Below are 22,162 nucleotides of genomic sequence, written 5' to 3' on the forward strand. Positions count from 1 at the left end.
CTGGATTTACCGGGCGCGCGGCGAAGATGCGGCGTGCGACCCGTCGCTATCACGAAGAGTTTCGTTATCCCGTCACGGTTTCTAGCCTATCTCTTTTGCACCACGATCAACGGAAGGGAACGTCGATGCCGGAGAGGAGCTTCATCCGCGAGACAAGCGGCGCGAGGCGGAAAGCGGCTTTTGCTTTCTGCGGGACTTTCGCGATCCTTGCTGCGGCCTTCAGCCCTGCGCTGACATCGCCCGCAGCAGCCCAGACAATTATCGACGATTGGCATAAGGTGAAGCCGCCGACGCCGCCGGAGCTGAAGCAGGTTACGGTCGATCCGAAGACGACGGCGCTGTTGATCCTCGATTTCAACGGCGCACAGGACCCGACCAAGGGACCGTGCAACAAGAATACCAAACCGCGCTGCCTGGCCTCCGTGCCCAAGGTCAAAACCCTGCTCGATCACGCGCGGGCCAAGGAGATGCTCGTCGTCTTCAGCCTGGCTGGTGTAGGCGAGCCGCAGGATATCGCGACCGCGCTGGCACCTTTGGCAAGCGAGCCGGTCGTCAAATCCGGGGCGGATAAATTCATCGGCACCAACCTGCGCAGCATTCTCTCCGACAAGGGCATCAAGACTATCATCGTGACAGGCACGGCTTCGGAGGGCGCAGTGCTCGATACGGCCACCGACGCGGCGCTCAACGGCATGAAGATCGTGCTTCCCGTCGACGGCATGTCGTCCACCGAGCTCTATGGTGAGCAATATGTGGCGTGGCACATGGTCAATGCGCCCGGTGTCTCGCAGAAGACGACGCTGACCAGCATCGACCGGATCAAGTTCTGATCCGCCGCGGTTAGTACCGCGCGCGATGATCCATCGATCAACATCTCTTGAGTTTCGGTGCTTGTCGTCTGTGACATAGTATCGCCGGCAATAAGCTCTATGCGACGAACCTTCGGAGGATACGATTTCATGTCTTTTCGCCAGATGGTTCCCGGCCTGGTGCTGGCTTTTTCGCTGATCTCTACAACCGCATCCGCCGCGCCGCCCGAGCAGGGCCATAACGCGGCCGGCGGCGGCGGCGTGCTCTCGCTCCTGCCGCAGGACGCCGTGAGCGACCACGTGCTCAATGCGGATGGCAAGACCATTCCCTATACGGCGACGGCGGGGACTCTCGATCTCTTCGGCCAGGATGGCCAGCGCAGCGCGGCGATCTTCTACACCGCCTATGTCGCGAAGAACCGCGATGCGAACCGACCCGTAACCTTCGTGTTCAATGGGGGGCCGGGTGCCGCCTCCGCCTTCCTCAATCTCGGTCTCGTCGGCCCGCGTATCGTCGATTTTGGTCCGGATGGCCGCGATGGCGCCAATGCCAGGCTGGTCGACAATCCACAAAGCTGGCTCGAATTCACCGATCTCGTGTTGATCGACCCGATCGGCACCGGCTGGAGCCGGACGGTGAAGGCGGATGATCAGAATGATTTCTATAGCGTGAGCGGCGATGCCGAAAGCTTGGCCAAAGCGATCGCTCTCTACGTCAGCCATAACGGCCGCGCCGCATCGCCGAAATATATTCTTGGCGAAAGCTATGGCGGGCTTCGCTCAGTCAAGGTCGCCAACAGCCTGCGCGAGGATCAGGGCATTCTGGTTTCCGGCATCGTCATGCTTTCGCCCCTGCTGGAGGGCCGGTTCGTTTTTGGCAACGATGGAGACGCACTCGGCGCTGCGCTGGAGCTGCCTTCGCTGGCAGCGGCCGAGCTGGAACGGCAAAATGCCTTCAGCGAGAAAGCGGTCGAGGATGCGCAGACCTTCGCCTTGAATGACTATCTGCCCGTTCTTGCCGGGCCGCCGCCGTCGGGCGATAACGGCCGGGCCTTCTATGGCCGCGTGGCAAAGCTGACGGGCATTCCCGAAGATGTCGTCGCCAAGAACCAGGGCTTTCTCAGCCAAGTCTACCGCAAGCATTCCGATGGGGGCGGCGCGGATATAGCGAGTGCCTATGACGCCTCCTTCCTGGCGCCGGACCCTTATCCGCAGTCGGAGGCGGAGCATGGCGGCGATCCGATTCTGGATGGTTTCGTCCGCGCCTATGGCGGCGCCTTTTCGAGCTATGCCCGCGACGAGCTGGGCTTTCACACAGACATGACCTACACGCTGCTATCGGGATCCGTGAACAGGGAGTGGAAATGGGGCGAGCGGAACGGGGGCTCGCGCGCGACCGCCGGTGCCACCGACGATCTCAAGGAGCTGCTGTCGCTATCGCCATCCTTCCGGGTTCTGGTGGGGCAGGGATACAGTGATCTCGTCATCCCCTTCGGCGTCAACAAATACGTGCTCGACCACCTGCCGCAGGCCCTTGCCGATCGCGTGGCGCTGAAGCTCTATCGCGGCGGCCACATGTTCTACACACGGCCGGCGTCGCGCGAGCAGTTCACGATGGATGCCAAGGCTTTTTATGGCGGACAGGTTCAGGCAGCACCGGCGGCAAAGTCGAACTGACGGAGCCGGCTTACCGGGCTCGGCCTCGTCTCACGCGCTTCTCGCGACCATGGCCTTGATGGTTTCGAAGAGTTCGTCCTTTGCCTGCTGCGGGCTGATGTCGCCCGTCGTGGCGGCATAAGACAAGGCTTCGGCCGCACCCAGCATCGCCCAGAGGCCGGCCGATGCGATCGAGCCGGCATTGGCGAAGGGAATGAGCAGCGCGCGGCACTTTTCGATGAAGGCCGTTTCATATTCACGCTTGATCTTTTCAAGTTCCGGCGAGCCCGCGAGCGCGGCGATGATGCCGGGTATTTCGCGCCCCTGCAGCAGTACGCAATCGACATAGGAGGCGGCTATCACCTCCGCCCGGCCTACCAGCGTCGGGGTGCTTGCATCAAGCGCCTTGTCCATCACCTCGGTCTGCCTGATATCGAACTCGCGGTAGAGTGCGGCCAGCAGGCCGGAACGGGTGATAAAATGGTCGTAGACCACGGGTTTCGTCACACCGGCGCGCTCCGAAAGCCGCCCCAGTGTCAGGGCTTCCGTTCCCTCTTCTCCCGCGATTTGCCAGGCGACATCGATGAGCTGCCGGTAGCGCTCCTCCCGCGTCAGCCGGCTGCGGGACTCCGGTTTCTTCGTCTGTATGCTTGACATCTCTATATACCAAAAGTAACTTACTAAAAGTATATAAGGCTCAGTCGCCATCCGCAATACGCCAGCAGGAGTTTTCATAATGCACACGCTTATCGTCGTCGCGCATCCAAATCCCGATTCATTCACCCACAGCGTTGCAGCCCATGTTGGCGAGGGCGTGATGCAATCCCGTCGGGGCGATACCTTCGAAATTGCCGATCTTACCGCGGAAAGCTTCGATCCCAGGTTCACCGCCGCCGATATCGCCCTTCATCTCAAGGTGGGGCCGACGCCCGCGGATGTCCTTGCCGAGCAGGCGAGGATCGACCGCGCGGATGCGCTGGTGCTTGTCTATCCCGTCTATTGGTGGTCGATGCCGGGACTTCTCAAGGGATGGATCGATCGGGTGTTCAGCAATGGCTGGGCCTATGACGACATGCCGGGGGACCGGCCGGTCAAAAGGCTGAGCCATCTTCGCATCCATCTGGTCGCCATCGGCGGGGCCTCCATGCGTACCTATGCGCGGCACGGCTATTTCGGCTCTATGAAGATGCAGATCGACCACGGAATTTTCGGTTATTGCGGCGCACCCGTCATGTCCTCCGAACTGCTTCTGACGGAAACCCAGGATATGGCCTGTCATCTCGATGCTGCCCGCGCCATCGGGCAAAATCTCTTTGCAGCTTCACCATCGGAGAAGAGGGCCGATGCTGCCTAATCGTGCTGTTGCAGCTGGAACAGGTGCTTGATGCGTGAGCTCAACGAGCTGACGGGAGCGCCGTTGACGAGCATATCAGCATTGGCAAACAGGTGACGCTCGGCGTCGATGCGCTTGGCCATAATAGCGCCGAGCTCCTCGGCGAGCGCGGGTCTGTCGTGCAGCAGTGGCGACAGGCAATCCTCGCCGATTTCATAGGTGACGACGAAGGTCAGGGCGCGAACCGTCCCGACTTCCCCCGTACCCATCAGCAGGCCGTTTTCGCCGAAATAGTCGCCAGGAGCGAGCCGCGTCAGCTCGATCTGCCGGTGTCCTTCGCGACGGGTAATGCTGATGACGCCCGAGCGCACGATGGTGAGCGAGCGTAGCCGGGCATCCTGTTCGGCGATCACGGCATCCTTGTGATAGGTGCGGCGCTGCATGCTTGTCGCGAGATGCTCCTTTTCGTCCTCGGTCAAGGAAGCGAAAAGCGGGATGTTGTTGAGCAACCGCCATGGCGTGCTGGGGTTCTGCTGTCCCCCGGCGGTTTCCGCCTGGTGTTCCGTCGCAATGGTGATCGTGCCGGGAGGGCTGGCCAGTTTCAGGCCCGCTGCTTTCGCATGCCGGTAGAGGAGATCGTAGATCTCGTTCTTGGCGGCTGTCGTCAGGGATATCTCGCGTACGCGGAAGGAAAGCTGCAATTCGATGGCCTGTTCGTCGATCGAGCTGACAGCGACCGAGGGCTCGGGCGTCTTCTGGATGGAATTGCAGCTGATCAGCACATTCTGCATCACGTCGGCGACGACGTTCGGCTGGGTGGTCGGCTGGATTCTCACGGTGACGGTGGCGCCGTGACTCTCGTCGGGCGATGAAAGGTTGGTGAGCCGCGTCTTTGCGAGGACGCTATTGGGAATGACGACCAGATCGTTGGTGCCGCTCAAGAGATGCGTCGCCCGCCAGTTCGTTTCGACGACGCGGCCCTGGATATCGTTGTCGACAACGATCCAGTCGCCGACGGTATAGGGGCGGCCGAGATTGAGCGCGATGCCGGAAAAGACGTCGCTCAACGTGCTCTGCAGGGCGAGACCGAGAATGATGGCGAAGACGCCTGACGTCGCGATCAGCGTGCCGATCGGCACGCTGAAGACATCGCCGACGATGGAAAGAATGGCGCCGAGATAGATGATGCCGACGACCAGGTCCTGCAGCAGCCGGCCTTCGCGCGGCTTGCGCTCGAAGATCAGGAAGAGCCGCACGAAGGCGATCAGCACCCAGGCGCCGTTGATCCACCAGACGATCTTGGCAAAGCCGACGAAGGTGCGTAGCGTCACCGAATCCTGCGGCGGGCTCGGCTCATAGGGGGCGATGCCGTGATAGAGCAAAAGCATGCTCAGACAGACGAAAAAGATGATCTGGGCGATCAGACGCCCCGCGCGCTGGTGACGCAGCATGATGCGGCTGACGAATGTGCCGATGACGACCAGGATACAGAACTGGACGATCGGATCACCAAGAAGCGCAATGGACATAGGGGTTTGGCCGCACTCGGTCTTTCGGATGGCCGCTAAATTGGCACGAAAGGGGCTGCAATGCCATATGCAGAAAAAGTATGACTAATTGGCGCTGACGCCTTGATCTCAGCGCGTGTACCTTGATAATTAGATGACGATTATCATCTTATATCTGTCATCCCATCCTGCTATCTGCCTTAGGGAGCGCAGAGCTTCGCGCTCCGACATCATCAAGGAATATCCATGACACAGTCTTTCGAGATTCGCGGCGATCTGCTGATCGGCTCAGATTCCACCGGCGACAACAGGACCGCGCGAGCCGTCAACCCGGCAACCGGCGCAAACCTGGAGCCGGCTTTTGCAATCGCCAGCGAAAGCGACGTTGCCAAAGCGTGCGAATTGGCGGCCCAGGCATTCGACGTCTACCGCGCGACCAGCCCCGAGCAGCGCGCGGCATTCCTCGAAAAGATTGCCGACAACATCATGGAGGTTGGCGATGCGCTGATCGAGCGGGCGACGGAAGAGACCGGCCTGCCTGTCGCGCGCCTGCAGGGCGAACGCGCCCGCACCGTCGGCCAGCTGCGGCTGTTTGCCCAGGTGGTCCGCTCGGGCGAGTGGCTCGATCTGCGCGTCGATCCGGCGTTGCCGGAGCGCAAGCCGCTGCCGCGGCCGGATCTGCGCCTGCGCCAGATCCCGCTCGGCCCGGTCGCCGTCTTCGGCGCCAGCAATTTCCCGCTCGCCTTTTCGGTTGCCGGCGGTGATACGGCTTCGGCGCTTGCCGCCGGTTGCCCGGTCGTCGTCAAGGGTCACCTTGCCCATCCGGGCACGGGCGAGCTTGTCGGCCGCGCCATCCGCGCTGCCGTTGTGGCTTGCGGTCTGCCGGAGGGCACCTTCTCGCTGTTGACCGGCGCCAACGAGACCGGTGCCGCGCTGGTGCGCGATCCCCGCATCAAGGCGGTCGGTTTCACCGGCTCGCGCGGCGGCGGCATGGCGCTTGGCGCGATCGCTGCGGCCCGGCCGGAACCGATCCCGGTCTATGCCGAGATGAGCAGCGTCAACCCCGTCTTCCTCTTCCCGGCAGCGCTTGCCGCGCGCGCCGAGACGATCGGTACGGGCTTCATCGATTCCCTGACGCTCGGTGCCGGCCAGTTCTGCACCAATCCGGGCCTGCTTTTCGCAATCGAGAGCCCGGATCTCGACCGTTTCGTTGAGGCTGCTAGCGATGCCCTGACCGGCCGCGCACCGGCGCCGATGCTGACGCCAGGCATTCACGCCGCCTTCGACAAGGGCGTTGCGGCGCTCGCCGAGCATGAGGCGGTCAAGACCGTCGCTCATGGCGCGCCGGCCGAAGGCGTCAATCGCAGCCCCGGTATCTTCTTCGAGACCGGCGTCGAGCAATTCCTGGACGACGAACGCCTCGGTCATGAGGTCTTCGGCGCGGCAAGCCTTCTCGTTCGCTGCAAGGACATCGACCAGATGATCGCGGTTGCGGAAAAGCTCGAGGGCCAGCTGACCGCGACGCTGCAGATCGAAGCGGATGACTACACCACGGCCGCCAAGCTGGTGCCGGTGCTGGAACGCAAGGTCGGGCGTATCCTCGCCAATGGCTGGCCGACCGGCGTCGAAGTCTCCCATGCCATGGTGCATGGCGGGCCTTTCCCGGCAACGTCGGACAGCCGCACCACTTCGGTCGGCACGCTCGCCATCCGCCGCTTCCTGCGTCCGGTTTCCTATCAGGATCTGCCGGAAGGGCTGTTGCCTAGGGAATTGAGTGATGAGGGCGTAAAGGGCCTGCCGCATCTGCTGGATGGTGTGCGCGGGGCAACTAGGTGCTGAGGAGCCCCTCATCCGGCCTGTCGGCCACCTTCTCCCCGTTCTGACGGGGAGAAGGGGAAAGACGCTCCCACAGCCTTCCTTCCGACCGCCTTCCCAGGCGAGGGTACAGAGGTCTTTCCCTCTCCCCGTCAAAACGGAGAGAGGGTTAGGGTGAGGGGCAATTCCGCGACTTGAGGTCGGTTGGGAAACCTCAAACCTCCGCGTAAACAATCCCCGTGAACGAGCCGGCATGGTGCAGCAGTTCGCGCTCGCCCGAGCCGTCGAGGCTCGCGGAATAGAGATTGCCGCCGATGTCGGTGAAGAACATGCGGTTGTTGGGTAGGTCCAGCGAGAGGCCGATGCCTTCGTCGAGGCCTTCGAGGACGACTTCGGACGTTGCGGCGATATCGTCCATCTGGGCGCGGTTGACAGTATTCCCTCGTGGAAGATTGCCGCGGTCGGTCCAGTAGATCGTGCGGGTGGCGAGATCCAGTTCGAGATCGATCGGTTCCGGCAGCTTGTCGAGCAGAGTTTCGATGTCGCTGCGGCTCGTTGCGGTTTCGCCGGCAGGGATATTGATGCCGGCACGGAAGATGCGGCCGAGGCCGGCGTCCGGCGGTCCCTTCTGTGTCCAGTAGATCTGGCCGAGCGGCAGGTCGAGGGCAATGCCGACGCACCAGCGCTCGATATCGGCGCTGTCTTCCGGACTGTCGCCGTTCTGCACCAGGGTTTCGATGTCGCTGCCGTCGATATTGGCGCGCATGACGCGCATGCCTTCGCGGTCGCACCAATAAAGCTTGCCGTTGTCGCGATCGAGCTGGATCTGCTTCGGCGTGACGAGCGTGCTGCCCGGAGGGATCAGCGTGATGTGATTGCCGCCGTCGAGGTCCATGCGCTCGATGGAGCCGTCATGGGCGTTGTAGTCGGTGCCCATTTCCGTCCAATAGATCCAGCCGTTTTCGCTGTCGACGAGAATGCCGTCCGGGCTGCGGCCCGGCCGCTGGACGATGAGCTTGAGATCGGTGCCGTCGATGGCGGAGGAGAGAATTCGTCCGTCGTTGATGTCCAGGAAGAACAATCTTTCGGTCTGGTCGGCGGAGGTGGCAGGCGTCCGTGCTTCTGCTTCTGACATGAGAGCATCCTTTCAAAGGGAGCGGATCTGCGGATCACAGCGCGACGATCATGGCATCGGTTGATGACAACATCATTCGCCGTTGCGATCACGATGACCATCTGCTGCACCGCAATAAAGATCAAGGGCCGGATTGTCGCGGTGCGCGTGAGGCGTCGTCAAATAAGTGTCATCGATCTGATATAAATCCTCGTCATCTCACGCGCTGCACCAGTCGAGGGCTAAACCGAAGCCGGAGGTGATTGATTATTATGTTGACGCTCCAGCAGGTCGCCTTTCGCGCCGGTTGTTCGGTTGCGACCGCGAGCCGGGTGATGAACCGCACAGGTCCGGTGAGCGACGAGATGGTGCGGCGCGTGCGCCGGGCGGCGGCGGAGCTTGGCTATCGCGCGGGTGGTCGCAACGGCAACGGCCGGCCGGCAATCGGCGTGCTCATTCCCAGCATCACCAATCCCGTCTTCGCGGCATCGCTTTCCAGTATCCAGAACAGGGCGCAGCATGCCGGGCACAGCGTGCTGATCGCGCAATCGAACTATGATCCGGCGCAGGAGACCGATGCCGTCGCCTCGCTCCTTCAGCAGCAGCCGACCGGGCTGATCCTGACGCTCTGCGATCCCGAACGCAGCCTTGTCCTGTCATCCGCCCTGCCGCCGACCGTGCTGCTCGGCAACCTGCCGACCGCCCGCTTCACTGCGGCCGTCGCGACCGACAATTTCGGCGCGGGCCGGGATCTGACCGAGCATCTCTTGCAAAGGGGGCATCGCCGCATTCTGTTCATATCGGGCCATTTTTCGGCATCGGATCGGGCGAAGCTGCGCTATCTGGGCTATCTCAAGGCGATGGAGGCGGCGCGGCACCAGCCTCTCGATGCCCTGGAAATTTCCTTCGTCAACAGCCTGGAACAGCTCGATCTTTCGGATGCGGTTTCGCGGTTTGGTCCGACGGCGATCATCGCCTCCAACGATCTTTTGGCGCTCGGCGTCATAGGCGCGCTTCGGCGCCAGGGTCTTTCGATCCCGCGCGATATTTCGGTCGCCGGCTTCGACGGAATCTCCCTTGGGTTTCTCGGAGAGGTCTCGCTGACGACTGTGGAGATTCCGGATGGGACGATGGGGGCGGCGGCCGCTTCGTTGCTGCTCGACATGGCTGAAAACGCCGCGCCGCCGCGCCATCTGAGCGTGCCCTATCGGCTGCGTTCCGGCGGAACGGTGCGTAATCTCACCATTTCGTCCTAACGCGTTTCCGCATATGAAAACGCCGCCTCTTTGGCAGAGGCGGCGCAGTATTCGTAACCGCGTGGGCGATCAGCTGCGCGGCAGCAGGCCTTCGACGTCGGAAGCGGCGTCTTCGAGGGCTTCCTTCGGCGTCGCCGAGCCATCGACGACGCGCGAGAGGTTGTCGACGATGGTTTGCGTGACCTTGACGCCGTTGGCGCCCGGGAAGGCATACCAGGGGATCATCAGCGACATCTGGCTCAGGCCGGCCTGGAACAGCGCGTTCTTCTTGTAGAAGTCGCCGAGATATTCCGGAGATTTGGCAGCCAGTTCGTTGTTCGGAACATAGCCGGTGCCGGGAACGACGACCGAGGCGCCATAGGGGCCGGCGGCGAATTTGGCGAACTTCCAGGCGGCTTCTTCCTTGACCGGGTCATGGGTCAGGATGACGACGGCATTGCCGCCTGTGGGAAGGTGGCCGTTGACCGGATCGATCAGCGGCAGCTTGGCGGTGCGCAGGTCGAACTTGGCACCGACATTCTTGATGGTGTTGACGAGCGCACCGGTCGTCTGGAATTCGAAGCCGACCTTGCCGGCAGCGAAAGCCTGTTCGCCGGCAGCCTTGGTGAAGACCGGCATGCCGCCTTCCTTGACGAAGCGCTGGATCAGCTCGACGGCCTTCTGGCCTTCGGGACCGTTGAAGGCAACCTTGGTTTCGTCGTCGCTCAGCATCTTGCCGCCTGCGCCGAACAGAAGGGCGGAGAACATCCAGTCGTCGCCCTGCCAGCGGAAGTCCATGCCGTCGACGCCGTTGCCGAGCGCCTTGATCTTGCCGGCAAGCGCAATGACCTCGTCCCAGGTCTTCGGCGGGTTGTCCGGGTTGCCGCCGGCAGCCTTCACCAGGTCGGCGTTGTAGTACATGATCGGGTTGGAGGTGGCGAAGGCGAGGCCGACCTGCTTGCCCTTGACCTGGGCGAGCTTCAGGATCGTGTCCGAGAAGCCCTTTTCAGCCATGTTGCCCTCTTTCTTGACGAGGGGGCCGAGGTCGACGGCGACGTTGCGCTCGTCGATCATGCGCAGGCGGTTGAGGCCGATGAAGGTGACATCGGGCATCTCGCTGGTGCCGGCCTGGCGCAGGATGGTCTGGATGCCTTCCTCATAGGTGGCCGAAGGAGCGGCGAACTGGATCTTGATGTCGGGATTTTCCTCCATGAACTTCTTCGAGATCGTGTCCATCACGTTCTTGAAGAAGCCGGGCATGGGATAGTGAACCGTCAGGGTGGTTTCGGCGTAAGCCGGGACCGTCACGACCATCGAAATGGCCGCGGCGGCGAGAATCTGGGTGATATGCTTCATCGCTCGTTCTCCGTTTTCGAATTCGAACCGGTCAGCCCTTGAGACCGGTCATGGTGATGCCCTCGACGAAACGCTTCTGCGCGAGAAGGAATGCCGCGACGAGGGGAAGGGTGATGATCAGGGTTGCCGCCATGAGTGCGCCGTAGTCGTCTCCGGCTTCCGCGGCGCGGAAGTACATGAGGCCCAGCGGCGGCGTGGCGTAGTCCTGCTTGCTGATGACGATCAGCGGCCAGTAGAGGTCGTTCCAGTGCGCGACGACCGAGAAGATCGCGAAGGCCGTGACCGCCGGCCAGGCATTCGGCACGATGACGCGGGCGACGATGCCGAGTTCCGACATGCCGTCGAGGCGGGCGGCGTGGATCAGATCGTCAGGCATGGCGCGGAAGAACTGCAGAAACATGAAGATCGCGAAGACCGAGATCGAAAAGGGCGCCACCAGGGCGGCGTAGCTGTTCAAGAGCGAAAGGCTGTTGAAGCCGACATAGAGCGGCAGCGCCGTCGCATGGATCGGGATCAGCAGGCCGAGCATGACCAGCACCATCATCATGCGCGCGGCCGGAAATTTCAGCTTTGCCATGGCATACGCGCAGGGAATGGCGATCAGCACCTGAAAGAAGAAGATCAGGCCGCAGACGAGGACGCCGTTGAAGAGCAGCGTGCCCATGTCAACCTTGCTTAGCGCCTTGGCGATGTTCTCGACGTAGAAGAAATGCGTCGGGATCAGCTTGAGCGCCGAGGTGAAGATATCGTCCTGCGCCTTACCGGCGGTCGAGATCATGAAAATGTAGGGCGCGAGGAAGATGAGCGAGCCCAGGATCAGCAGAGAGAGGCGCAGGATGCGGCCGGGAGTGAAGCCTGTGGAGGTCATGTGTAATGCACCTGCCGGTCTTGAACGCGATATTGCAGGAAGGTCAGCACCACCAGGATTGCGAGGAAGACCGTGGTCATCGCCGAGGCATAGCCGACCCGGAGATAGACGAAGCCCTCCTGATAGATGGTGAAAAGCAGGACTTCCGAAGCATGGTTCGGACCGCCGTCGGTCAGGGCCTTCACGGTGTCGAAGACCTTCACCGCGTTGATGATGCTGATGGTGGTGACGAAGAGCGTCGTTGGCCCGAGCATCGGCCAGGTGACGAGCCAGAAGCGGTCCCAGGCCGATTTGGCGCCGTCGACTTCGGCAGCGGCGTAGAGCTCGCGCGGGATGGCGGTGAGGCCGGCGAGAAACAGCACCATGTTGAAGCCGACAGATTGCCAGACGCCGATGATCGACAGGCTATAGAGGGCGGTCGCCGAAGAGCCGAGCCAGTTCGGGCCGCGCACGCCGATCTCGGCCAGAAGCGCATTGATCGGGCCGATCGTCGGGTGGAAGAGATATTGCCAGACGGTCGCCATCGCGACGATCAGCGACGCCACCGGCAGGAAGTAGGCCGTGCGGAAGAAGCTGCGGCCGATGCCTTCGCTCTCGATCAGCAGTGCGACGCCGAGGCCGAGCACGATCGAGATGGGCGCGACGATCGCGGTATAGACCGCCGTGTTCCAGAGCGATTTCACGAAGGCGCGGTCGCGCAGCAGATGCGCGTAGTTTTCGAAGGCGACGAAGCGCAGGCTCTTGTCGCCGAGCTGGAAATCGGTGAAGCCGAGCACGACGACGGCGACGATCGGCACGATGATGAAGAGCACGATTAGGATGATGGCGGGCAGGGCGAAGAGCAATGCCGTGCAAGCCTCGCTGCGTTCGCGCGCCGCTGCCGACTGCATCGGCAGGGAGGTGGCGGCAATACTAGCCATGCGCCTTCTCCCGCGTGGCGTCGACGGTTGTCGGTGCCGCTCGCAAACGGCGGCCGTCTTCGGCGAAGACCATCGCCTGTTCGGCTGCAAGCGTCAGGGCAACGGGCATGCCGGCGGAAAGGCCGGCAGCTTCGGCCGGCGAGAGCTTGACGACCATGGTCTCGCCGATGGCGTCGAGCTTGGCATAGAGGATGACTTCGGAGCCGAGGAACTCCATGCGCTCAACATGGGCGGCGAGCGCATCCTGCCGATTTTGGGTGAGGCGCACGAATTCCGGGCGAATGCCAAGCGTGACATTGTTGCCGGCAATGGTGCCGTCTTCTAGCACAAGCCGGATGCCGCCGAAGGCGACGATGCCGTTTTCAGCCCGTGCCGGCAGCAGATTGATGCGCGGCTGGCCGACGAAGCGGGCGACTTCGACATGGGCAGGATCGTCATAGATCGTCTGTGGCGAGGCGAGCTGCAGCAACTGGCCGCCGATCATGACGGCGACGCGATCGGCCATAGACAGCGCCTCGGCCTGGTCGTGCGTGACGTAAACGGTGGGGACACCGGCGCGGCGGTGCAGATCGACGATCTCACCGCGGGCATGGACGCGCAGATTGGCATCGAGATTGGAGAGCGGCTCATCCATGAGGAAGATGCTGGGGCGGCGCACCATGGCGCGGGCGAGTGCCACGCGCTGGCGCTGGCCGCCGGACATCTGGCCGGGCTTGCGATCGAGCAGGTGATCGATTTTCAGCGAAACAGCCATTTCGCGGACGTCGCGGATGATGCCTGCGCGGGCGGCTCGCTGACCTGGGATCAGCGAGCCGATGAACGGCAGGCGCTGAACGCGCGACAGGCGGCGCATGGCGAGCGGCACGGCGATGTTTTCCGATGCCGTCAGATGCGGATAGAGCGCGTAGGACTGGAAGACCATGGCGATGTTGCGGTCCGCCGCCGCGACGCCTGACACGTCGCCGCCGCCGAGGATGATTTCGCCGCTGTCGGCATGGTCGAGGCCGGCGAGGATACGCAAAAGCGTGCTCTTGCCGCAGCCGGACGGGCCGACGAGGGCGATGAATTCGCCCGGCTGGACGTCGAGGTCGACACCCTTAAGGATGGCGTTGCCGCCGAAGGATTTGGCGATGCCGCGAAGCGAAAGCGCGCTCATTCGGTCGGCTCCTTTGCCTTGGGGGCAGCCTGCGGATAAACTTCCATGACGACGTCATCGAGGAAGTAGGCGGTCATGCCGGGTACCGCGACGAGCTCGGTCGAGATCGTCTCGCCAAGTTCATGGATCGCTGCGCCGAGCAGCCGTTCGCCCGGCATTTCGCGTTCCATTTCGCCGAGGATGAAGGCTGCGGGCGGTGCCCACACGAGGTTCGTACCATTGAAGCTGCCTTCCCAGGTCCAGTGCAGGTGGCCGCTGCCGAAGAGAGCGACATCATGGGCCGCGATCAGATCATGGAGGTGGCGGCGCTGCGCCGGACGAACGCTCCAGTAGCCGGTATCGCCCTCATCGGGCGCATCGACGAAAAGCGGCTTATGGGCAAAGAGAGCAACGCGGCGCTCGCCACGGCTCTCGAGCATATCCTTCAGCCAGTCGAACTGCTTCTGTTCTTCGGCATCCTCGAAGCCCATGAGCAGGCTGTTGAGGCCGATCAGGCGCCAGTTGCCGACGTCTTTTGCCCAATAATCGGGGCCGACGAGGCGGCGCCAGCGCTCCAGCCGTTCCGGATTGACGGGCTGATAGGAGCCCGGCAAGTGGCCGACATCGTGGTTCCCGGGCACGATCAGCATCGGCACGGAGACCTGCCGCATCAGATCCATGGAGAAGACGAGATCTTCATCCTTGTCGGCACCATCGACGCTCAAGTCGCCGGTGTGAACGACGAGATCGGCGCCGCTTGCCTCGATCCATTTCGCCAGCGGCTCCCAATTGCCGTTGAAATGCGGCTTGTTGGGGCTCAAATGCGTGTCGGTGATCTGGATGATCTTCAAGGCGCTTCTCCGCAGTCTTCAGAAAGGGTGCGCCCGCGGAAGGAATGGCCTTCAAAACCGGCGCGTCTCAGCGCTCTCTTTAGAAGGTCGCCATGTCATTTAGGTAACGGGTCTTTTCAGCTGTTTTTCAGTTTTGTCACATTACCGTCAAACGACGTTGCAGCTCGCCTCATGCGGAATGGAAGGGCTGTACGCGACGGTACCGGTGCTGTAGATCGTTGCGAAAGGGATCAGACATGTCAGACGAACAAAGCCGCATCACCAAACTTGAGGAAACGGTCGCCTACCAAGCCAAGACGATCGAGGAGCTTTCCGATCAGCTCGCCGAGCAATGGAAGGTAGTCGAGCAGACCAGGCAGAAGCTGGACCGGCTGACGGAGCGGTTTCTGACGCTGGAGGAGCAATCGCTCGACGCACCGGCGATTACCAAGCCGCCGCACTACTGAACAGCTCCGCCCGATCTTCACGTTTCGGTGTTACACGCGGTCGTATGTAACAAAAGTGCCTGTCTTCCCGTATTCCCTTGTGACCGGAGCATTTACAATCGCGGTCGAGAGGAAATCATCATGAAGACTTTATCGACAGACAAGATCCGTATCGGTTCACAGCGTGTCGCCCGTTTTGCCGGCCGCGCGGCGATCGCGGTATTGCTTGGCGGCGTTGCGCTGCAATTTGTCGGTCGCGCCTCGGCCGAGGATGCGCGGGTGATTCCCGCGCCGAGCATGGATGAGAAGGCAGGTTCATCCGGTACGGAGACGGCGGTGCTCGCCGGCGGCTGCTTCTGGGGCGTCCAGGGCGTCTTCCAGCATGTCAACGGCGTGATCAGCGCGACCTCGGGCTATACCGGCGGCAGCAAGGATGCGGCTCAGTACGAAATGGTGAGCGCAGGCGATACCGGTCATGCCGAATCCGTGCGCATCGTTTTCGATCCGCACAAGATCAGCTACGGGCACCTGCTGCAGATCTATTTCTCGGTAGCGCATGATCCGACGGAGCTGAACTATCAGGGGCCGGACACCGGCACGCAGTATCGTTCGGCGATCTTCCCGACCAGCCAGTCCCAGGCCGACATTGCCAAGGCCTATATCGACCAGCTCAACCATACCAAGGCCTTCGACGCGGCCATTGTCACCAAGATCGAACCGGCACGGCAATTCTATGCTGCAGAAAACTATCATCAGGATTTCCTGACGACGCACCCCACCTATCCCTATATCGTCATCAACGACCTGCCCAAGATCAAGAACCTGCAACATCTCTTTCCCGGCGATTATCGCGCCGACCCGGTTCTGGTGACGGCAAGTGCGAAATGACTGGTGCAGTGACCGGCGAGCGATGCCCGCCGGTCATGGCCGCCTGCATTACTGCCTTGCAAGAAATGCGCGTTACTGCCGGCTCCTCTGGTGTATTGGTGCCTTCACCATACATTGATCGAGAGTGCGTCTCGCCATGATCGTCCGCGACCGGCCAAATCTCCTCCAGCTTTTCTTCATCGTTCGCGGGTCGATCGTCCGGCGCATCCTGCCGCAGATCATTGCCATTTTCCTACTGTCCACGCTGATCGTCTGGGGGCATGAGGAGCGACCGAACCTCATCGTTTCCTTCAATGGCTCGGCGCTGTCGCTGCTCGGTATTGCCCTTTCGATCTTCCTCGGCTTCCGCAACAATGCCTGCTACGATCGCTGGTGGGAGGGGCGGCGCGACTGGGGGCAGCTCGTCAGTGTGGTGCGTGGCTTCGCCCGCCAGACGCTGGTGCTGGAGAGTGCAGGGGAGGCCGGTATCGAGGCGCGCAATAACCTGCTGCGCCTGACCATGGCCTTCGCGCAGGCGCTCGTCTGCCTCCTGCGGCCCGGCAGCGACGAGGGCAAGGTGCTGCGCCTGCTGACTTCAAGCGAGGCGGAATTCTATCATGCGGCCCAGAACCGGCCCGACCTTATCCTGCGCCTGATGTCTGCCGATCTCGCGCGATTGAAGGCATCGGGCACGATTTCGGATATCCAATATCAGATGCTGGATATCACGATCGGCCAGATGGGTGCGGCACAAGCTGCTTGCGAGCGGCTGCGCAACACGCCGCTGCCCTTCGGCTATACGCTGCTCCTGCATCGCACCGCCTATCTCTTCTGCTTCCTGCTGCCCTTCGGTTTCGTCGATACGCTCGGCTGGGGCTCCCCCTTCGTCACGGCTTTGATCGCCTACACATTCTTTGGTCTCGATGCGCTGGGCGACGAGCTGGAAGATCCGTTCGGCCATCGGCCCAATGCGCTCGCCATCGGCGCCCTTGCCGATACGATCGAGATCAATCTGCGCGAAGCGCTTGGCGAAACCGACCTGCCGCCGCTGCCGCAGCCCAAAGATTTCCTGCTGATGTAAAAAAATCTGCAAAAATATTCGTCGGGCGATGGAATAGAATCCGGAGTGCTTCCGTATATAGGGGTATGGAACGCAAAGGACGCACATTCGATGTTTTGGGGCAGCTCGGTTCGCTGAGACGCTATGCCCGCTCGCTCGTGCGCAATGCGGACGAAGTCGAGGATCTGGTGCATGACGCGCTGGTAAAGGCATATGAGCGCAAGGCATCCTTCCGGCGTGACGGCAATCTGCGCACCTGGCTGTTATCGATCCTGCACAATGTGCATATCGACCGCCTGCGCCAGACGAAATCGCAGAACCGTCGTCACGAGGAGGCCGCAGCCGAGCTCGAACCGGTATTGCCGGCATCGCAGGATCATACCGTGCGTTTGAGCCAGGTCCGCGAAGCCTTCTTCAGCCTGCCCGAGGAGCAGCGCGAAGCGCTGCATCTCGTGGCGATCGAGGATCTTTCCTATCAGGAGGCGGCATCCGCGCTCGGCATTCCCGTCGGCACGCTGATGTCCCGCATCGCGCGGGCTCGCGCGACGCTGCGTCATTTCGAGGAGGCTACCTCCAAGGTTTCCCATCTGCGTGTTATCGACGGAGGCGGCAATGAAAATCGTTGATCCGATCATCGATACCGATCTCGACGCCTATGTCGATGGCGAGCTGACGCTCGCGCGCCGCGTCGAGGTGGAGTCCTACCTCTCGGAGCATCCCGAGATCGCGGCCAAGGTGATGGCCGATATGAGCATTCGCGGCGAGCTGCGCATGGCGCTGGCCGGCGAAGGCCATGTGGTCCGGGCCGAAACGCGCGAAGCCGCCCGGCGGCTGGAGCGCGGGCTGGTCTATGGACGCATGCTGAGCTCGTTCCAGCGCGTCGCGGCCGTTGCCGTGCTGGTGGCGACTGGCTGGATCGCGCATACATCCTTCGGCGCCTTCACGGCGAGCGAAGTCAATGCATCCGTACCGGCGCCGTCTTTCGTCGACGATGCCGTGCGCGCCTACAAGACGACGGCTGTGCGGGAAGAGATCAAGCCGCAATCGGCGACCGAGAATTACAATCCGGAAGAAATCCGCGCATCGACGGCAATCGTATTGCCGGAGCTGCCGGGCGGCTGGCGCGTCACCGATGCTCAGATCTATCCGTCCGAGTTCGGTCCGAGCGTTGAGATGATGGTCGATGCCGGCAAGGACGGGCATTTGTCGCTGTTTGCCGTTCGTCCGGGCAATTTCGCCGTCCAGGAGGTCAGTCACGCCAAGCGTGACGATGTCCAGGCTGCCTATTGGCAGATCGGCGAAGTCGCCTATGCGCTGATCGGCGATGGCAAGGCTGATGAAATCGATGGCGATGCCAAGAAGCTCGCCCGCAGCCTCTACTAGTTTGGATTAAAGGAGAACGACCATGAACCCGACCAATCCGCGATACGGCTATGGAGCCGCCGCCGGCTCGCAGGCGCTCTTCGACGAGGGGCTGCGCAAACATATGCTGCGCGTCTACAACTACATGGGTATCGGCCTTGTGCTGACCGGTATCGTCGCGCTGATCGTCGGCACGACGCCGGCGCTCTACGTGCCGATCTTCCAGACGCCGCTGAAGTGGGTCGTCATGCTGGCGCCGCTCGCCTTCGTGTTCTTCTTCTCTTTCCGTATCCAGTCGATGTCGGCGGGAACGGCGCAGATGATGTTCTGGGCGTTCTGTGCTGTCATGGGCCTGTCGCTGGCTTCGGTCTTCCTGGTCTTCACCGGCACGAGCATCGCCCGCACCTTCTTCATCGCCGCCACCATGTTCGGCGCGACCAGCCTCTACGGCTATACGACCAAGCGTGATCTCTCCAACATCGGCTCGTTCCTGATGATGGGCCTGTTCGGTGTGATCATCGCCAGCATCGTCAATATCTTCCTCGGTTCGAGCGCGCTGCAGTTCGCCATCTCGGTGATCGGTATCGTCGTCTTCGTCGGCCTGACCGCCTGGGATACCCAGAACATCAAGGAACAGTATGCCGAAAACTACGATCAGGAATCGCAGCAGAAGCTCGCCGTCTTCGGTGCCCTCTCGCTCTACCTGAACTTCGTCAACATCTTCCAGTTGCTGCTGAATTTCACGGGCGAACGGGAATAGTTTACTCGCTTGAGCATGGTCTGAGCTGAAGGGCACTCCACTCCTTCGGTGATCATGCTCCGGGAATGCGTCTCCCTGGGGGCTTGTTGAGACGCATGACGCGCCTGCAGTATCTGCGCCGATACTGCAGGCGCAACCTTTTTTGGGGAGCAGCAGAGCAAGTTTGCAGCAATCTTCGCCGCCAGGCGGCAAAGGGGGAAGGTGCCGGACCAAGAGAGCACTGTCTAAAGAAAAGGCCCGATAGCGCAAATCTGCTGCCATCGGGCCTTTCATCATTGGAGATATGCGGTTTCTCGTCCGTCAGGAGACGAGCATGGTCTTACCATTCCGCGACGCTGCCGTCCTCATGGCGCCAGACCGGGTTGCGCCAGCGATGGCCTTCCTTGGCGCGCTCGATGACATAGGCCTCGTCGACTTCGATGCCGAGGCCGGGTCCCTGCGGGATCGAGACGAAGCCATCGGCATATTGGAACACTTCCTTGTTGGAGATGTAGTCGAGGATATCGTTGCCCTTGTTGTAATGGATGCCGAGGCTCTGTTCCTGGATGAAGGCATTGTAGCTGACGGCGTCGACCTGCAGGCAGGCGGCAAGCGCGATGGGGCCGAGCGGGCAATGCGGGGCGAGCGCCACGTCATAGGCCTCGGCCATGGCCGCGATCTTGCGGCATTCCGTGATGCCGCCGGCATGGCTGAGGTCGGGCTGGAGAATATCGACATAGCCGTCCGACAGCACCGACTTGAAGTCCCAGCGCGAATAGAGTCGTTCGCCAAGCGCGATCGGCGTCGAGCAATGGTTGGCGATTTCCTTCAGCGCCTCGCGGTTTTCGGACAGCACCGGCTCCTCGATGAAGAGCAGCTTGTAGGGTTCCAACTCTTTGGCGAGAACCTTGGCCATCGGGCGATGGACGCGGCCGTGGAAATCGACGCCGATGCCGATATAGGGGCCGATCGCTTCGCGGATGGTGGCGATGGTTTCGACAGCCTTTTCGACCTTGTCATAGGTGTCGACGATCTGCATTTCCTCGCAGCCGTTGAGCTTGATGGCCTTGAAGCCGCGGGCAACTACGTCCTTGGCGTTGTTGGCGACGTCGGAGGGTCTGTCGCCGCCGATCCAGGAATAGACCTTGATCTTGTCGCGCACCTGGCCGCCGAGCAGCGAGTGGATCGGCTGGCCGAGCGCCTTGCCCTTGATGTCCCAGAGCGCCTGGTCGATGCCGGCAAGGGCCGACATGTGGACGGCGCCGCCGCGATAGAAGCCGGCGCGATACATGACGTTCCAGTGATCCTCGATCAGGAACGGATCCTTGCCGATCAGATAGTCTTCCAGCTCGTGCACGGCCGCCTGCACGGTAAGCGCGCGACCCTCGACCACGGGCTCGCCCCAGCCGACGATGCCTTCGTCGGTTTCGATCTTCAGGAACAGCCAGCGCGGCGGAACGATATAGGTCGTCAGCTTGGTGATTTTCATGGGAATGATTCCGTTTGGGCCTTGGGTTGCGTCAGCGGCGCGATGCCGCGGATCTCTGGGTTGCGGGATTTGTTTTCCGGCCTTCCTCCAGCCTTCGTTCGACGGCGAGGTCGCGTGCGGCAAGATCGAGCATGCGGTTGGCGCAGTCGCGCGCGGCGGCGCGGTCGCGCAGGCGCAGCGCCTCCACCAGTTCGCCATGAACCGCGATCGCTTCGTCGCGGCTATGGGCGGCGACGTTGGAGGCGTGGAGCGCATATTTGAGGCCGGCATGCATGGCGCTGGACAAGCGCCGGAACACCTGGTTGTGGCTGGCGCTCAGAAGTACGTTGTGGAAGGTCACGTCGGCCTCCGTAAAGCCTTCCGGATCATCGCCGCTATCGCGCATCCGCTGCCATGCATTCTCCAGATCGGCAATCTCGCGGGCCGTGGCGCGTTCAGCAGCATATTCGGCGGCGGCGGGTTCGATGGTGCGACGCGCCTCGAGGATGGAGCCGAGAATGTCGAAATCGGCGATAAAGGGACCCATCCATTGCAGGACATCCTGGTCGAGAATGTTCCAGTCGTTCTTGTCGCAGACCGTGGTGCCGATGCGCGGCTTGCCGCGCACGAGGCCCTTGGACTCCAGCACCTTGAGGGATTCGCGGATAACCGTGCGGCTGACACCGTACATGTCGCAGAGATCGTTTTCGCGCGGCAGGGTCGAGCCGGAGGGATAGCGTTCGGCGCAGATGTCTTCGGCGATCGCGGCGGTCACGTTTTTGCGCACGCGCGGACGGCGCGCCGGCTGCGTTGAGGAGCCATGTCCCTGTTTTGCGAGCCCCTGTCTTTCGAGCGATTCCACCCTATCTCCTCCACACCGTTTCGCATGCTCTCCCGAAGATCTCCCTCGACCAGAGGCAGGCGGGTCTCTCATGCAGGCGATGCCCGGTCACCTTTCGCGGCCGTGTTGAAATCAGGATACGACAATCATCATACATTGGCAATATTCTTGTATGATGATTTGAAAGACCGCGCGATTGCCTTTTCGGAATCGACGCCGCTTCTGTTACGGCGGCGTCGTCTTCGGCGGATAGAAGGGTTATGGTGTCGGTGCAGGTGGCCAGGCCGCTTGCCGTCGATCATCATGGGGAAGGCGGCTTCCGCTCCCCAAGTTCATTCAATGATAAGGAGGACGACATGCAGATCAATCGTACAGGTTCGGCCCAATGGTCCGGCGGTTTGAAGGACGGCAAGGGTCAGATCTCGACCCAAAGCGGCGCGCTCAATCATTACCCCTACGGCTTTGCCAGCCGCTTCGAAGGCGTCGCGGGCACCAATCCGGAAGAGCTGATCGGCGCTGCGCATGCCGGCTGCTTCACCATGGCCCTGTCGCTGATCCTGAATGAGGCGGGCTTCACCGCCGAAAGCATGGAGACGACGGCCAAGGTCACGCTTGAAAGCGTCGAGGGCGGATTTGCCATCACCGCGATCCATCTGACGCTGACGGGCAAGGTTCCCGGCGCCGACGAGGCAACTTTCACCGAGCTTGCCAACAAGGCGAAGGCCGGTTGCCCGGTTTCCAAGGCGCTTGCTTCCGTTCCGATTTCTCTGGAAGTTCACGCCGCCTAAGCGGTCGTTTCA

The 22,162-nt window shown here is 61.8% G+C and carries 22 protein-coding genes; 12 read left to right on the top strand and 10 right to left on the bottom strand.

Annotation, left to right across the window (positions count from 1 at the left end):
• Positions 1–125: 125 nt before the first annotated feature.
• Positions 126–830, top strand: a complete 705-nt coding sequence (locus tag ACPYOP_RS18550) for an isochorismatase family protein (protein ID WP_481411819.1) — start codon at positions 126–128, stop codon at positions 828–830.
• Between the two features lie 129 nt (positions 831–959).
• Positions 960–2,486, top strand: a complete 1,527-nt coding sequence (locus ACPYOP_RS18555) for a S10 family peptidase (RefSeq protein ID WP_481411820.1) — start codon at positions 960–962, stop codon at positions 2,484–2,486.
• Positions 2,487–2,516: 30 nt separating this feature from the next.
• Here the strand turns inward: ACPYOP_RS18555 and ACPYOP_RS18560 are convergent, their stop codons facing one another.
• Entirely contained in the window at positions 2,517–3,122 is a 606-nt protein-coding gene (locus ACPYOP_RS18560; RefSeq protein ID WP_481411821.1) for a TetR/AcrR family transcriptional regulator, read from the bottom strand.
• A 79-nt stretch (positions 3,123–3,201) separates the two neighbouring features.
• Here ACPYOP_RS18560 and ACPYOP_RS18565 point away from each other — a divergent pair, with 79 nt between their 5' ends.
• Positions 3,202–3,819, top strand: a complete 618-nt coding sequence (locus ACPYOP_RS18565) for an NAD(P)H-dependent oxidoreductase (RefSeq protein WP_481411822.1) — start codon at positions 3,202–3,204, stop codon at positions 3,817–3,819.
• Here the strand turns inward: ACPYOP_RS18565 and ACPYOP_RS18570 are convergent.
• Complete coding sequence (locus ACPYOP_RS18570; RefSeq protein ID WP_481411823.1) at positions 3,816–5,327, bottom strand: mechanosensitive ion channel family protein; 1,512 nt, start codon at positions 5,325–5,327, stop codon at positions 3,816–3,818. The genes ACPYOP_RS18565 and ACPYOP_RS18570 overlap by 4 nt on opposite strands.
• Before the next feature lie 225 nt (positions 5,328–5,552).
• On the opposite strand from ACPYOP_RS18570, the gene ACPYOP_RS18575 reads away from it, so the two are divergent.
• Positions 5,553–7,145: an aldehyde dehydrogenase (NADP(+)) gene (locus ACPYOP_RS18575; RefSeq protein ID WP_481411824.1), complete on the top strand. Its 1,593-nt coding sequence runs from the start codon at positions 5,553–5,555 to the stop codon at positions 7,143–7,145.
• 190 nt (positions 7,146–7,335) lie between these two features.
• Here the strand turns inward: ACPYOP_RS18575 and ACPYOP_RS18580 are convergent, their stop codons facing one another.
• Positions 7,336–8,256, bottom strand: a complete 921-nt coding sequence (locus ACPYOP_RS18580) for a YncE family protein (RefSeq protein ID WP_481411825.1) — start codon at positions 8,254–8,256, stop codon at positions 7,336–7,338.
• Positions 8,257–8,507: 251 nt separating this feature from the next.
• Between ACPYOP_RS18580 and ACPYOP_RS18585 the strand changes: the two genes are divergently transcribed.
• Positions 8,508–9,491, top strand: a complete 984-nt coding sequence (locus ACPYOP_RS18585) for a substrate-binding domain-containing protein (protein ID WP_481411826.1) — start codon at positions 8,508–8,510, stop codon at positions 9,489–9,491.
• Between the two features lie 69 nt (positions 9,492–9,560).
• On the opposite strand, the gene ACPYOP_RS18590 is transcribed toward ACPYOP_RS18585, so the two are convergent.
• From ACPYOP_RS18590 to ACPYOP_RS18610, 5 genes are read right to left on the bottom strand one after another with little or no spacing between them, the layout of a single operon-like run.
• A complete protein-coding gene (locus ACPYOP_RS18590) occupies positions 9,561–10,826 on the bottom strand; it encodes an ABC transporter substrate-binding protein (protein ID WP_481411827.1) in 1,266 nt (421 codons plus the stop codon).
• A 31-nt stretch (positions 10,827–10,857) separates the two neighbouring features.
• Entirely contained in the window at positions 10,858–11,694 is an 837-nt protein-coding gene (locus ACPYOP_RS18595; protein ID WP_481411828.1) for a carbohydrate ABC transporter permease, read from the bottom strand.
• Positions 11,691–12,614, bottom strand: a complete 924-nt coding sequence (locus ACPYOP_RS18600; RefSeq protein WP_481411829.1) for a carbohydrate ABC transporter permease — start codon at positions 12,612–12,614, stop codon at positions 11,691–11,693. Before ACPYOP_RS18600 ends, ACPYOP_RS18595 begins: the two co-directional genes overlap by 4 nt.
• The gene (locus tag ACPYOP_RS18605) at positions 12,607–13,770 is read right to left on the bottom strand and encodes an ABC transporter ATP-binding protein (protein WP_481411830.1); all 1,164 of its coding nucleotides are present in this window, start codon (positions 13,768–13,770) and stop codon (positions 12,607–12,609) included. Before ACPYOP_RS18605 ends, ACPYOP_RS18600 begins: the two co-directional genes overlap by 8 nt.
• On the bottom strand, positions 13,767–14,600 hold the full coding sequence (locus ACPYOP_RS18610) for a metallophosphoesterase family protein (protein WP_481411831.1): 834 nt from the start codon (positions 14,598–14,600) through the stop codon (positions 13,767–13,769). Before ACPYOP_RS18610 ends, ACPYOP_RS18605 begins: the two co-directional genes overlap by 4 nt.
• A 236-nt stretch (positions 14,601–14,836) precedes the next feature.
• Here ACPYOP_RS18610 and ACPYOP_RS18615 point away from each other — a divergent pair, with 236 nt between their 5' ends.
• The 6 genes from ACPYOP_RS18615 to ACPYOP_RS18640 all read left to right on the top strand — a co-directional run bounded on the left by ACPYOP_RS18615 (position 14,837) and on the right by ACPYOP_RS18640 (position 19,074).
• Entirely contained in the window at positions 14,837–15,046 is a 210-nt protein-coding gene (locus tag ACPYOP_RS18615; protein WP_015341249.1) for a SlyX family protein, read from the top strand.
• A 120-nt stretch (positions 15,047–15,166) separates the two neighbouring features.
• A complete protein-coding gene (gene msrA / locus ACPYOP_RS18620) occupies positions 15,167–15,913 on the top strand; it encodes a peptide-methionine (S)-S-oxide reductase MsrA (RefSeq protein ID WP_481411832.1) in 747 nt (248 codons plus the stop codon).
• Positions 15,914–16,049: 136 nt separating this feature from the next.
• Positions 16,050–16,973, top strand: a complete 924-nt coding sequence (locus ACPYOP_RS18625; protein ID WP_481411833.1) for a bestrophin family protein — start codon at positions 16,050–16,052, stop codon at positions 16,971–16,973.
• A 65-nt stretch (positions 16,974–17,038) separates the two neighbouring features.
• Positions 17,039–17,578: a sigma-70 family RNA polymerase sigma factor gene (locus tag ACPYOP_RS18630; protein WP_481411834.1), complete on the top strand. Its 540-nt coding sequence runs from the start codon at positions 17,039–17,041 to the stop codon at positions 17,576–17,578.
• A complete protein-coding gene (locus ACPYOP_RS18635; protein ID WP_481411835.1) occupies positions 17,565–18,335 on the top strand; it encodes an anti-sigma factor family protein in 771 nt (256 codons plus the stop codon). Before ACPYOP_RS18630 ends, ACPYOP_RS18635 begins: the two co-directional genes overlap by 14 nt.
• Positions 18,336–18,357: 22 nt before the next feature.
• Positions 18,358–19,074 (top strand): Bax inhibitor-1/YccA family protein, encoded by a 717-nt coding sequence (locus ACPYOP_RS18640; RefSeq protein ID WP_481411836.1) that lies wholly within the window; start codon positions 18,358–18,360, stop codon positions 19,072–19,074.
• Positions 19,075–19,393: 319 nt separating this feature from the next.
• Here the strand turns inward: ACPYOP_RS18640 and dgoD are convergent, their stop codons facing one another.
• Positions 19,394–20,542, bottom strand: a complete 1,149-nt coding sequence (gene dgoD, locus ACPYOP_RS18645) for a galactonate dehydratase (protein WP_092712672.1) — start codon at positions 20,540–20,542, stop codon at positions 19,394–19,396.
• Positions 20,543–20,573: 31 nt separating this feature from the next.
• The gene (locus tag ACPYOP_RS18650; protein WP_481411837.1) at positions 20,574–21,383 is read right to left on the bottom strand and encodes a FadR/GntR family transcriptional regulator; all 810 of its coding nucleotides are present in this window, start codon (positions 21,381–21,383) and stop codon (positions 20,574–20,576) included.
• A gap of 335 nt (positions 21,384–21,718) precedes the next feature.
• Here ACPYOP_RS18650 and ACPYOP_RS18655 point away from each other — a divergent pair, with 335 nt between their 5' ends.
• Positions 21,719–22,150, top strand: a complete 432-nt coding sequence (locus tag ACPYOP_RS18655; RefSeq protein WP_004117925.1) for an OsmC family protein — start codon at positions 21,719–21,721, stop codon at positions 22,148–22,150.
• The last annotated feature ends 12 nt before the right edge of the window (positions 22,151–22,162 follow it).

The organism is Rhizobium sp. KNZ2-6A (assembly GCF_056755475.1).